Annotated in this window: 12 protein-coding genes; 2 read left to right on the forward strand and 10 right to left on the reverse strand. The window is 67.0% G+C overall.

The features are described from left to right. Positions 1-9: 9 nt before the first annotated feature. The 4 genes from AC5Y3Z_RS04145 to AC5Y3Z_RS04160 form a co-directional block, all read right to left on the reverse strand. Positions 10-792, reverse strand: coding sequence for a class I SAM-dependent methyltransferase (locus AC5Y3Z_RS04145; protein WP_473139769.1), 783 nt, complete (start codon positions 790-792; stop codon positions 10-12). Further along, positions 789-2,360 carry an FAD/NAD(P)-binding protein gene (locus AC5Y3Z_RS04150; RefSeq protein ID WP_473139770.1) on the reverse strand — a complete coding sequence of 524 codons (1,572 nt, stop codon included), beginning with the start codon at positions 2,358-2,360 and terminating at the stop codon, positions 789-791. Before AC5Y3Z_RS04150 ends, AC5Y3Z_RS04145 begins: the two co-directional genes overlap by 4 nt. A 93-nt stretch (positions 2,361-2,453) precedes the next feature. Next, on the reverse strand, positions 2,454-3,182 hold the full coding sequence (locus AC5Y3Z_RS04155) for a dTDP-4-amino-4,6-dideoxyglucose formyltransferase (protein WP_473139803.1): 729 nt from the start codon (positions 3,180-3,182) through the stop codon (positions 2,454-2,456). A gap of 20 nt (positions 3,183-3,202) precedes the next feature. Then, entirely contained in the window at positions 3,203-3,772 is a 570-nt protein-coding gene (locus tag AC5Y3Z_RS04160; protein ID WP_463825914.1) for a TetR/AcrR family transcriptional regulator, read from the reverse strand. A 93-nt stretch (positions 3,773-3,865) separates the two neighbouring features. Here AC5Y3Z_RS04160 and AC5Y3Z_RS04165 point away from each other — a divergent pair, with 93 nt between their 5' ends. Continuing rightward, positions 3,866-4,750, forward strand: coding sequence for a TauD/TfdA dioxygenase family protein (locus AC5Y3Z_RS04165; protein WP_473139771.1), 885 nt, complete (start codon positions 3,866-3,868; stop codon positions 4,748-4,750). Here AC5Y3Z_RS04165 and AC5Y3Z_RS04170 read toward each other — a convergent pair whose 3' ends face one another. The 3 genes from AC5Y3Z_RS04170 to guaB all read right to left on the reverse strand — a co-directional run bounded on the left by AC5Y3Z_RS04170 (position 4,751) and on the right by guaB (position 9,280). Continuing rightward, a complete protein-coding gene (locus tag AC5Y3Z_RS04170; RefSeq protein ID WP_463825912.1) occupies positions 4,751-6,487 on the reverse strand; it encodes a GMC oxidoreductase in 1,737 nt (578 codons plus the stop codon). Positions 6,488-6,548: 61 nt separating this feature from the next. Then, positions 6,549-7,676, reverse strand: coding sequence for a GuaB3 family IMP dehydrogenase-related protein (locus tag AC5Y3Z_RS04175; RefSeq protein ID WP_463825993.1), 1,128 nt, complete (start codon positions 7,674-7,676; stop codon positions 6,549-6,551). A gap of 14 nt (positions 7,677-7,690) precedes the next feature. Further along, a complete protein-coding gene (gene guaB / locus AC5Y3Z_RS04180) occupies positions 7,691-9,280 on the reverse strand; it encodes an IMP dehydrogenase (RefSeq protein ID WP_463825911.1) in 1,590 nt (529 codons plus the stop codon). 165 nt (positions 9,281-9,445) lie between these two features. Between guaB and AC5Y3Z_RS04185 the strand changes: the two genes are divergently transcribed. Continuing rightward, the gene (locus AC5Y3Z_RS04185) at positions 9,446-9,859 is read left to right on the forward strand and encodes a DUF5319 domain-containing protein (protein WP_236981250.1); all 414 of its coding nucleotides are present in this window, start codon (positions 9,446-9,448) and stop codon (positions 9,857-9,859) included. Here AC5Y3Z_RS04185 and AC5Y3Z_RS04190 read toward each other — a convergent pair. From AC5Y3Z_RS04190 to AC5Y3Z_RS04200, 3 genes are all read right to left on the reverse strand, one after another. Then, positions 9,856-10,755: an anti-sigma-D factor RsdA gene (locus AC5Y3Z_RS04190; RefSeq protein WP_473139772.1), complete on the reverse strand. Its 900-nt coding sequence runs from the start codon at positions 10,753-10,755 to the stop codon at positions 9,856-9,858. The genes AC5Y3Z_RS04185 and AC5Y3Z_RS04190 overlap by 4 nt on opposite strands. Then, entirely contained in the window at positions 10,748-11,323 is a 576-nt protein-coding gene (gene sigD / locus AC5Y3Z_RS04195) for an ECF RNA polymerase sigma factor SigD (RefSeq protein ID WP_463825909.1), read from the reverse strand. Before sigD ends, AC5Y3Z_RS04190 begins: the two co-directional genes overlap by 8 nt. An 81-nt stretch (positions 11,324-11,404) precedes the next feature. Further along, a complete protein-coding gene (locus AC5Y3Z_RS04200) occupies positions 11,405-12,274 on the reverse strand; it encodes a hypothetical protein (protein WP_473139773.1) in 870 nt (289 codons plus the stop codon). Positions 12,275-12,403: the final 129 nt, after the last annotated feature.

A 12,403-nucleotide genomic window follows, 5' to 3' on the forward strand; every position in this document is an offset into this window, starting at 1 on the left:
GCACCGCCGTCAGCGGGTGGCGATCGCCGGCTTCCGCACCACGTAGAGCACGGAGCTGAGCGCCAAACCGTGTCGAGCGAAGGTCTCATCGCCGAAGGTGTTGCGGTCGAGCTCCGATAGCTCGAAGCCGCAGCGGCGAATTCGGGCGCACAGCGTTGATCGGTCGTAGAGACGCAGGTGGTCGCCCTGGGCGAAGCGGCGCCATCGCTCCCGTTCGTCGCTTACCGTGGGATCCTCGTCAAAGCTGCCGTCGGGCAGCACCGGGGTCATCACGATGCCCCGGCCACCGGGCGCAAGGATCCGGTAGAGCTCAGCCAGGGCGCGGCCATCGTCCGGAACATGTTCGAGGACATGCGAACAGATGAAAAAATCGAATTCGCCCTCCACATAGGCCGTCATGTCCATGATGTCAACGACATCATCCACGTCCGACATCATCAGGTCTGCGGTGCGATACTGCAGGTCGGAGCGACCGCGCAAGTAGGCCGACAACGAAGGCGCAGGGGCGAAGTCGACGATCCGCCTCAGTCCATCAGGCTGCAGGAAGCGGTCGACGTACAGTTTGTAGAGCCGGTCGCGATCAGACGCACCACACAGCGGGCAGAGGTAGTCGCGGTGATTAAGGGTCTCGAAATCGTCTAAGGCATAACTGAATTCGTATTCGGCCAGCGTTCGGCCGAGTTGGCGGCTGATGCTCGTGAACCGGACCCGCGCCCCACACAGGTTGCATTCGCCGGGTCCCCGGTACAGCAGTCCGCGGATGACCCGTCCAACGTCGTGTGCTCTGCTCACACCAGTGAGTCCGCCAGATCGGCAGCCGCGCGCAGCGACGCGAGCAGCACAGCGGCCAACGATTTCGCCAACGAACGGATCCGGGGTGCACTTTCCACATGCCAGAAGCGGAGCCTGGGGTTGAAGTTGCCGCCGATCAACGGGCCGATGACGTAGAAGTTCTGTGCGGCCTCGAAATCGTCGTTGACGAGCACGCCGCGGTTGGTGCGGTTGGGCCGGCAGATCCCGTTCTGCATCGCACTGACAAGCAAGGGTGAGGAACAGCTGTCGAGTTCCTCGAAGCCACCGCAATTGACCACCACGGCGAACTCCACAGGGTGGGTGTGCTCGCCGTCGGCGTCCCGATAACGCACGACGGCCCGGCCGGCGGCGCGCGCATCGACCCGCAACACTTCCCCGGCGAGCATGGCCAGCTGTCCGGCAGCGGCCAATTCCGTTGCGGCCATTCGACAATCGCGCCCCGCCCGTCGCACCAGCTTGGTGTAGTTCATCCCGTGCACACAGAAGAATTCTTCCTGCTGCATCGCGTCCATCTTCGTCAAAGCCTGCACCAGCAAGGCGTCCACGCCGTGGTAGAGATCGGCCAGGTTCATTGACCTTGCCGCCGCCGTCGCCAGATCCGCGCTGATCGCACCCATCAGCTCCGCCGCGGTAACGACTTGTTCCGACAACAGTGCGTTCAGTTGCGCAAAGTCGAAGTCTGTTGACCCATCGCAGATTTGGTAGGGCAGCACGCCGGAGCGGGAGATCACGGTGATGGAGCTGACCCGTTCGCGGATGGACGCATCGTGGCGCATCAGGTAGAGGGCCTCGAGCGACGTGGCATTCGACCCCACGATCAACACGTTGCGCTGCGCGGGCACTTCGACGCCATCGAGAGCTTCTCGCACCCGCAGCAGCGTGGCGTCCTCATCGGGAAGGTAGAGGTCGTTGATGTAAGTGAACGGCTGGTTGGCGTCGCAACCAACGATCGTCCTGGTCAACGGGCTGCCGGTCGCTAACACCACTCGGTCGGCCTCGAGCCGGGCCGGACCGTGCCCGAGGGGGTTCAGCTCGACCCGGTAGCGGCCGTCCACCGACCGGATACCGACCGCTTCGGCGCGGACGGTTTCCACCACGGCCAGTCCGCGCTCATCCAGCGCGGCGATGGCACGTTCGACCTGCTCGGCGATGAACACGCCGAAGACATGCCGGGGCAGATAGAGCTCGCCCCATCGGTTGGCTTCCACAGCTTCGCCGTTGTCGCGCAACCAGCGTTTCGCCGCATCGCCTCCGTCGGCGCAAAACGCGCTCAGCCAGCGCGACTTGTTGGATTGCAGCCACGCGATGTACGCCGAACGCTCCGGCTCGGCGATGAACTCATCCAGCTGCTGGATGGCGAGCGAGCGAACGCTGGTGCGCCGCCCGTACGGGATTCCGCACCACAGCTGTTGGTCACGTTCGATCACTGCTATGCGCAGCCTGGCGGGGGGTGGCGGACCGTCCAGCAGGCCCTGTGCCATTTCCAGCAGGGTCATGGAGCAGGCGATCCCACTGCCGACGAACACCATGTCGACGGTGTGCGGCATGCAATCCACCCCTATCCCTGACAGCGACCGGCCACGGCAAATTAGGTAAGGCTAACATAATGCTGCCGCGCCGGCCGGGTCTGCAGCGCTGCGTCAGAGATGCTCGGGTTCGAGAACGACGCGAACGTACACCTTGCGACCCGACCCGTCGAGAAACCACGCATTGCGGAACTCATCGTGGGTCAACGCACGCAGGCGGTTCAGAAGATCGCCGAAGGTGCCCTCCTCGGCCAGGTCCAACTGCCGGAGTCTTTCGAAGTCCTTCTTGTAATTGAGGTTGCCTTCGACCGGCGGCGGCGTGGTCTGGTAGCTACCGTCGCGGACAGCGCCGAAGTGCTCGAGCACCAACTCTCGCTCGATGTCCATCAGTCGGGCGTAGACCGTGCCCGAGGTATCCCACGGTTCGATCTTGCATTCCTGTTGGGCAATGATCGGGCCGTGGTCCAATTCCTCGTCGATCTCGTGCATGGTGACGCCGACTGGCAACCCATTGATCAGCGAGAACACCTGCGGGTACCAACCGCGGTTGTAGGGATTGAGACCCGGGTGCACGTTCACACACCTGATCCGCTCGATCAGGTCGGCAGGGAACTTCTGTTTGCAGTGCAGGGAAAGCAACAGGTCGTACCGGTCGACGACGTCGTTGGCCTGGTCCACCACATTCAGTCGCTCAACGCCGGGCAACCGGCCATGCTGCGACTGGTACACGTCGATACCGGGGTGGCGTCGTTGTAATTCCACCGCCACCGCGTGGGCGTGGACGTTGTCGGTCAGAATCAGCGTCCGGACGTCGCCGCTCAGCCTGGCACCCCCCGAAGCCATCGCCACCCGCCTACCCTACGTCAGTGCGGTTCGATCAACCGCGCGGACTCGGCGGTCACCGATTGCCGCAGATCGGCGTCGGGGAGGTCCTCGAGTCCGGTGGCCGAGCGCAGCATCGGTTCGAAAAGCCGCCAACCTAATTGCAGGGCAAGGGCATTGGCGACACCCAACCGTGCGTCCGATTCCTCGTCGTGCCGACTCAGCGCGTGGTCGAGCAGTGGTGCGACGTTGGGAAATCGCATCTGCAACTGCTCGGCCTGATACCCGTCGAGCAGGGTGCGCGCCCACACCCGGGTCTGACGGTCGAGAGCGCGTTCGATGTCCGCCGGGGGCGCCTGAGCCTGCAGCAGCCTGGTCAGGTCTGCGCCCAGGTAGTCCAGCACGGCACTGACCAATTGGTCTTTGGCCCCGAAGTGGCGAAAAACCAACCCGTGGTTGACCTTTGACCGGGCAGCGATGTCACGGATCGAGGTCGCGGCCGGACCGCGCTCGGCGAACAGATCGGCCGCCGCTTGCAGCACCGCCGCCGCGACCTCTTCCCGGCCCGTGGGAATGCCGCCGCGCTCCGGCCCGGCCGCCCGCGTAGTCACCCGTCTACATTAAACCTTGCAGGGCCGTAGTCACTTGACTACACTCAGCATTACGTAGTCAGTTGACTACAACATTTCCACCAAAGGACGACCATGACGAACCAAATGACCGTGCAGAAGCTGGGCAGCCGCATCGGCGCCGAGATCAGCGACGTGCGCCTCGACGGCGACCTCACCCCCGGCGCCGTGGCACAGATCCGCGCCGCGCTGCTCACCCACAAAGTGATCTTCTTCCGCGACCAGCACCACCTCGAAGATCAGGGGCAGCTGGAGTTCGCGGCACTGCTGGGCACCCCGATCGGCCACCCTGCGGCCGCCGCCTTCGCAGCCGACGCGCCGGTGATCACGCCGATCAACTCCGAGTTCGGCAAGGCCAACCGCTGGCACACCGACGTCACCTTCGCGGCCAACTACCCGGCGGCCTCGATCCTGCGCGCGGTCACGCTGCCCGACTACGGCGGGTCGACACTGTGGGCCAATACCGCCACCGCGTACTCCGAGTTGCCGCAACCGCTGAAGTGTCTGGTCGACAACCTGTGGGCGCTGCACACCAACCGCTACGACTACGTGCAGACTGCACTGAGCGACGCCCAACGAGCGTTCCGGCAGGTGTTCGAAGCACCCGATTTCCAGACCGAGCACCCGGTGGTGCGGGTACATCCCGAGACCGGTGAACGCACCCTGGTCGCGGGCGACTTCGTGCGCCGCTTCGTCGACCTGGACAGCCAGGAGTCGAGCGCGCTGTTCGAGCTGCTGCAGCGGCGAATCACCATGCCCGAGAACACCATTCGGTGGAACTGGGCCCCCGGCGACGTAGCCATCTGGGACAACCGGGCCACCCAGCACCGAGCCGTCGACGACTACGACGACCAGTACCGGCTGATGCACCGGGTCACCCTGATGGGCGACGTGCCCGTCGACGTGCACGGGCAACGCAGTCGGGTGCTCAACGGTGCACCGTTGGCTTTGGCTGGTTAGTCAGCCCGTCTTGCCGACCGGCTCGATCGGCAACCAGCGCAGCGCGCCGGGCGCATCGGCGGGCACCACCGGGTGCTCCGGCTCGATCGGGTCCAAGCGCCGGTAGTCGTCGCCCTGCAGTGGCCGCAGGTCCTGCTGGCCCTTGTTCGGCCACAGCGACGCCGCCCGCTCAGCCTGTGCGGTGATCGACAACGACGGGTTGACGCCCAGGTTCGCCGAGATCGCCGCCCCGTCGACGACGTACATCGTCGGGTAACCGTAGACGCGGTGATAGGGGTCGATGACACCGTTGGCGGGGCTGTCGCCGATCGCCGCACCGCCCAGGAAGTGGGCGGTGAGCGGGATGTTGAACAACTCGCCCCAGGTACCGCCCGCCACCCCGTCGATCTTCTCGGCGATGCGCCGGGTCACCTCGTTGCCCACCGGAATCCAGCTGGGGTTCGGCTCGCCGTGGCCCTGCTTGCTGGAGAACCAGCGAATACCGAGCTTGCCGCGCTTGGTGAACGTGGTGATCGAGTTGTCCAAGTGCTGCATCACCAAGGCGATCATGGTGCGCTCACTCCACTCCTTGGGATAGAGCAGCCGCAACATCCTGCGCGGATCCTCGCGGGCCTGGTCCAGCAGCTGGCGCCAGCGCGGTACATCGGTGCCCTCGGGTCCGCTGCCGTCGGTCATCAACGTCTGCAGCAACCCCATCGCGTTGGAGCCCTTGCCGTAGCGGACCGGCTCGACGTGGGTGTCCGCCGTCGGGTGGATCGACGACGTGATCGCCACGCCGTGCGTCAGATCCAGGTCCGGGTTCACCGTCAAGGTCGCCGCGCCGACGATCGACTCGGAGTTGGTCCGGGTGAGCACCCCCAGCCGGTCGGACAGCTTGGGCAGTTTGCCCTTGTCGCGCATGTTGAACAGCAGATGCTGGGTGCCCCAGGTGCCGGCCGCCAAGATCAGGTGCTCCGCGGTGTAGGTGCGGCGGTCCCGGCGCAGCCAGCTGCCGGTGCGGACGGTCTTGACTTCCCACAACCCGTCGGGGCGTTGCTCGAAACCTTTCACCGTCGTCATCGGAATCACTTCGGTGCCAGCCGATTCGGCCAACGCGAGATAGTTCTTCAGCAACGTGTTCTTGGCCCCGTGCCGGCAACCGGTCATGCAGCATCCGCACTCCAGGCATCCGGTGCGGGCCGGCCCGGCACCCCCGAAGAACGGGTCGGGCACCGTCACGCCCGGCGCCTTCTCCCCGTCCGGACCGAAGAACACCCCGACCGGGGTGGGCACCCAGGTGTCGCCGCACCCCATCTCGTCGGCGACTTCTTTGACGATCCGGTCGGCGTCGGTGAAGGTCGGGTTGTAGACCACGCCCAGCATCCGTTGGGCCTGCTGGTAGTGCGGCATCAGTTCGTCGCGCCAGTCGGTGATGTGTTTCCACTGCTGGTCGTTGAAGAACGGGTCCGGCGGGATGTACAGGGTGTTGGCGTAGTTCAGCGAACCCCCGCCCACCCCGGCGCCGGCCAGGATCAGCACGTTTTTCAGAGGGTGGATGCGCTGAATGCCGTAGCACCCCAACCGGGGCGCCCACAGGAACTTGCGCAGGTCCCAGGAGGTTTTGGCGAACTGGTCGTCTTCGTAGCGGCGGCCGGCCTCCAGCACGCCCACCCGGTACCCCTTCTCGGTGAGGCGTAACGCGCTGACGCTGCCGCCGAAACCCGAACCGATGATGAGGACGTCGTAATCCGGCTTCATTGCTGCAGTATGACCGGCTTTACACAGACGTAGCCAGTAAGCCACCCCTAAGTGGGGGCGGTCAGCCGGCCACCGTCAGACCGACCTTCTGGAACTCCTTGAGGTCGCAGTAGCCGGCTTTGGCCATCGCGCGGCGCAACCCACCAACCAGATTCAGGGTGCCGAACGGGTCGTCCGACGGTCCGTTGAGGACCCGTTCCAGCGGCGGGCGTTCGCCCAGGGCGATCTGCAGCAACGCCCCACGCGGCAGCGACGGATGCGCGGCGGCCGACGGCCAGAACCAGCCCTCACCCAGCGCCTCGGCGGCCTCGGACAGCGGAGTGCCCAGCACCACGGCGTCAGCGCCGCACGCGATCGCCTTGGCCAGCTCACCGGAGTTGTGGATGTCGCCGTCGGCCAGCACGTGCACGTAGCGCCCGCCGGTCTCGTCGAGATATTCGCGCCGCGCGGCAGCCGCATCGGCGATCGCGGTTGCCATCGACACGCTGATGCCCAGCACCTCATCGGTGGTGGTCACTCCCCTGGTCGCGCCGTAGCCGACGATCACGCCGGCCGCACCGGTACGCATCAGGTGCAATGCGGTGCGGTGGTCCTGCACGCCCCCGGCGACCACCGGGATGTCGAGTTCGGAGATGAAGCTCTTGAGGTTCAACGGTTCGCCGTCGCGGGCCACGCGCTCGGCCGAGACGATGGTGCCCTGGATGACCAGCAGGTCGATGCCGGCCTGCACCAGCACCGGAGTCAGCGCCTGGGCGTTCTGCGGGCTGACCCGTACCGCCGTCGTCACTCCGGCTTCGCGGATGCGGGCCACCGCCGCGCCGAGCAGGTCCGGATCCAGCGGCGCGGCGTGCAGTTCCTGCAGCAGCCGGATCGCCGCGGCCGGTTCGGGCTCCTTGCTGGCAGCCTCCACCAGCTGCGCGATCTTGGCCGGCACGTCGGCGTGCCGCCCGATCAGCCCTTCCCCGTTGAGCACTCCCAGACCGCCGAGCCGGCCCAGCTCGATGGCGAACTCCGGGGACACCAGCGCGTCGGTCGGGTGCGCCAGGACCGGGATCTCGAACCGGTACGCGTCCAGCTGCCACGCCGTGGACACGTCCTGCGACGAACGCGTGCGCCGCGACGGCACGATGTTGATCTCACTGAGTTCATAGGTACGACGGGCGTTGCGGCCCATGCCGATCTCGACCATGGCCTGTTCGCTGCTCACCGCGCGTAGTAGTTGGGGGCTTCGACCGTCATGGCGACGTCGTGCGGATGGCTTTCCTTCAGTCCCGCCGGCGTGATCCGGACGAACTGCGCCTGCTGCAGCACCTCGATGCTGGGCGAGCCGGTGTAGCCCATCGCCGCCCGCAGGCCACCGGTGAGCTGATGGATGACCGAGCCAAGCGGGCCGCGGAACGGCACCCGGCCCTCGATGCCTTCGGGTACCAACTTGTCCTCGGACAGTGCGTCGTCGGCGAAATAGCGGTCCTTGGAGTAGGACTTGCCGCCCCCGCGTCCCTGCATGGCGCCCAGCGACCCCATGCCCCGGTAACTCTTGTACTGCTTGCCGTTGACGAAAATCAGGTCACCGGGAGCCTCGGCGGTTCCGGCCAGCAGCGAGCCCAGCATCGCCGTCGACGCGCCGGCGGCCAGCGCCTTGGCGATATCGCCGGAGTACTGCAGCCCGCCGTCGGCGATCACCGGGACGCCGGCGGGTGAGCACACCGCGACCGCCTCCAGAATCGCCGTGATTTGTGGCGCGCCGACGCCGGCCACCACCCGGGTGGTGCAGATCGAGCCCGGCCCCACGCCCACCTTCACCGCGTCGGCACCGGCATCGACCAGCGCTGCGGCCGCCGATCGGGTGGCGACGTTGCCGCCTACCACTTCCACCCGGTCGCCCACCTCGAGCTTGAGCTTGTTGACCATGTCCAGCACCAGCCGGTTGTGCGCGTGCGCGGTGTCGACCACCAGCACGTCGACCCCGGCGTCCACCAGCATCATCGCCCGCACCCAGGCGTCCCCGCCGACGCCCACCGCCGCGCCCACCAGCAGTCGGCCGTCGCTGTCCTTGGTGGCCAACGGGTGTTGTTCGGTCTTGACGAAGTCCTTGACGGTGATCAGCCCGGTCAGCCGGCCGTGGCCGTCGACGATGGGCAGCTTCTCGATCTTGTTGCGGCGCAACAGGCCAAGCGCCGCGGACGCGCTGACGCCCTCCTGGGCGGTGATCAGCGGGGACTTGGTCATCACTTCAGCGACCTGTTTGTTCTGATCCACCTCGAACCGCATGTCCCGGTTGGTGATGATCCCGACCAGGGCGCCGTCGTCGTTGACGACGGGCAGGCCGGATATCCGGAACCGGGCACACAGCGCGTCGACCTGGGCCAACGTGTTGTCGGGCCGGCACGTGACGGGGTCGGTGACCATGCCGGCCTCGGACCGCTTGACCATCTCGACCTGACCGGCCTGTTCAGCGACCGGCAGGTTGCGGTGCAGCACGCCCATGCCACCGGCGCGGGCCATCGCAATGGCCATACGCGACTCGGTGACGGTGTCCATCGCGGAACTGACCAGCGGCACCTTGAGCCGGATCTTCTTGGTGAGCTGGCTGGCGGTGTCGGCGGTGCCGGGCACCACGTCGGAGGCCGCCGGCAGCAGCAGGACGTCGTCGAAGGTCAGCCCGAGCATCGCGATCTTGTGCGGGTCGTCACCACCGGTCGGCACCGAGTCCCCGGCCAGACCGCCAACCCGCACGTAGGGGCTTCCGACCAGGTCGGAACTGTCTTCGAGGCCGGACATGCCACGGGACATCGGCAAGGCCCTCCAAATGCATGCTTGGGTGGAAAGGCTCATCCTATCGGCTCTTGGACCCCGCCCGGCTCACGGCATCTGCGTGGCGCACCACCAGCTGGTGGCCGCGCGGCACGCCTCGGCAATTTCTGGCGTAATCCCTGCCCTGCTGCGTAGGCTGTGGGAGTGCGCGACCACCTTCCGCCGGGTTTGCCGCCCGATCCCTTTGCCGACGACCCATTGGACCCGTCGGCGGCGCTGGAGGCCGTAGAGCCCGGTCAACCTCTCGATCAACAAGAGCGGATGGCCGTCGAGGCGGACCTGGCCGACCTGGCGGTGTATGAAGCACTGCTGGCGCACAAGGGGATTCGCGGACTCGTGGTGTGCTGCGACGAATGTCAGCAGGATCACTACCACGACTGGGACATGCTGCGTGCCAACCTGCTGCAACTGCTCATCGACGGCACCGTCCGCCCGCACGAGCCGGCGTACGACCCCGAACCGGACGCCTACGTCACGTGGGATTACTGCCGCGGTTATGCCGATGCCTCGCTCAACGAGGCGACGTCAGACGCCGACGGTTTCCGCCGCCACCTCTAGGGTGTCGTCGGCGGGTCCGGAATTTCACTTGGTGTCGTCGAGTGCCGATGCCGATGCCGCGTTTTCGACGACGGCGTCGGGTTGTCGGTCGGTGACGGTGGCGTGCTGGTCACCGGAGCCGGCACAGTCGTTGTCGGCACAGTCGTCGTCGGCACGGTCGTCGTCGGCGCGGTTGTCGCCGGCACGGTCGCGGTCGGTGTGGACGACGGCACCGGCGCGGTCGTGGTCGGCTGTGGCGTCGTAGTCGGGATCGGCGTCGGCGAGTTGGCCGGCGGCGACGCGGGCCGGGAGGCCTTCGGGGCACGTTGTTCGACCTTGGTGTTGAGCTGGTCCAGCTCGGCCAACAATCCCTGCCTGCGGCTGCCGTCGTTGACGCCGCGCAATGTGCTGCTGACTTCGGCCAGCTGGGTCTGCGCCTGGTCCCACTGGCCCTCGGCGATCATCTGTTCGGCCTTGGCCAGATCAGCCTTGGCGGACAGCGCGATCTGGTCATCGCTGACCCTGGGCTCGTTGAACATCATGGCGTGCAGCCCGTACAGCAGGTCGCCGGGTTTGGCGTCGGCGATTACCGCCCCGAACCCGCTGAGCGCCAATAGCGTTGCGGCCACCGAACCGACCGCGGCCAGTCCGCGCCGGCCCCCGCGGCGCTCCAGGATTCCGTGCCGCAGCGCCGCTTCGGCTTCGTCCTGGGAGACCAGCGCGCTGGCCGGCGGCCACCGCAGGTCATCGCGCCACTCGCCCAGCAATTCGACCAAGGCCTCGTCTTCGAGGCATTCGAAGTCCTCGACTCCCGCCTCGGTGCGGGCGGCCAAGGCGTCCAGCAGCAGGTCGGTCTGTGCCACCGCGTCCAGGGCGGGCCGGTCACCTCGGCTGAAGTCGGATCTGTAGTTACGCATAATCACCTGCCGCGACGATTTCGTCCTTCAACCGTTGAAGGGCGCGGTGCTGAGCCACCCGGACCGCTCCGGTGGTGCTGCCGACAGCAGCGGCCGTCTCTTCGGCGCTCAGCCCGACCACAACGCGCAGAATCAGGATTTCGCGTTGTTTGGCCGGAAGAATTTCCAGCAGTTCGTTCATCCGGGTGACCGAATCGGCTTCGATGGCCCGTTGTTCGGGACCGGCGTCATGGGAACGGCGTTCGGGTACCTCTTCGGCCGGATAGGCCAGATCGCGGCCCGCTGCGCGATGGGCGTCGGCGACCTTGTGGGCCGCGATGCCGTACAGGAAGGCCAGGAATGGGCGGCCTCGGTCTCGGTAGCGCGGTAGCGCCGTTATGGTGGCCAAGCACACCTCCTGAGCCACGTCGTCCGCGGACAACCCGCTCCGCTCGACGGTGCCGACCCGCGCGCGGCAGTATCGGACGACGATTGGACGGATGGTCTCCAGCACCTCCCGAAGCGCATTCCGGTCCCCGGCTGCGGCCTCTACGACCACGGCGTCGAGACGTTCCCCTTGCATTGTCATCGACGGTGGTTTCTCCAAAGTCACGGACGGGCTACATCCCGGGCTAACTCGCTGATCGACAATCACGGGCGGGCAGGAATGTCAGGCGTGACGCCAGGCCCCCCCGGCGCGTTGTACCTCACCTGCGCAAATATCCCGGATTTCGACGAGTTCAGACAGCCCCTGTTCTTCAACCGTGACGCTTCCGGTATCGATCAGCAAGCAAGCCAGCGCCCAGCGCAGCGGTACCAGGCCGAGGGGTTCGCTGGCCCGCAGCGCGGCCTCGGCGACGGCGCGGGCCGCCTCGACGTCGCCGGCGCTGCACAGCGCAGCCGCCAGGACCACGTCGCTCTTGATGCGGTGACGTGCCGAGGCGCCCGTCATCTGCCCGGCTTTGACGACGGCGCTCTCGGCGCGAGCCACCGCCGTCTTGCCGTCGCCGGAGGCCATGGCAAGCTCTGCACCCACCCAGCCGCGGCGCACCGCGAGCCGGTCGGACGTGTGGGCCGCCATCTCGGCTCCCCGCAGCGCGGCGTCCGCACGGGATAGCAACGTCGCCGCCACACCGAAGCGGCCGACCCCCAATGCGTCGGCTGCCAGCCCGATCAAAGCGTCGGCGCGCGCCTCGGGGTCGTCACCGGCCAGGGCGACGGCGCGACCGTCCCAGCCGCGCGCCAGCGTGTGCCAACCCAATTGCCGCAGGAACGACCCCTGGGTGCTGTGCGCCAGCGAGGCCAGCGGTCCGCGTGTTACCCGGCGGCGCAGTAGCGCCAGGTCGGCGTAGGCGCTGCCGTACCGGCCCTGGCCGCCGGCGGCAACGGCACGCAGCCACAACTCGTGGGAGTTCGTCGCCGCCGGCAACGGCCAGGTGCCGGGCCGGTTGCCGAACGCCGCATCGGCCAGCGTCGCGGCAACGTCGGTCGCGGCAGAGGTCCCGCCTGTGGCACTGCCCGCAGTCCCGGCTGTTTCCATGGCGCAATTGTCACCAGTGCCCGACGACGACCCCCGACGGGGGGCGATGGCACCGGCGCAGCGCCGCCGAACTGCAACGAGTTTCAATCACCGTGATAGTTGCGCCGCGTGGGTAAAAAGTTTGTGCTC

It is taken from the genome of Mycobacterium sp. NGS61, assembly GCF_059812325.1.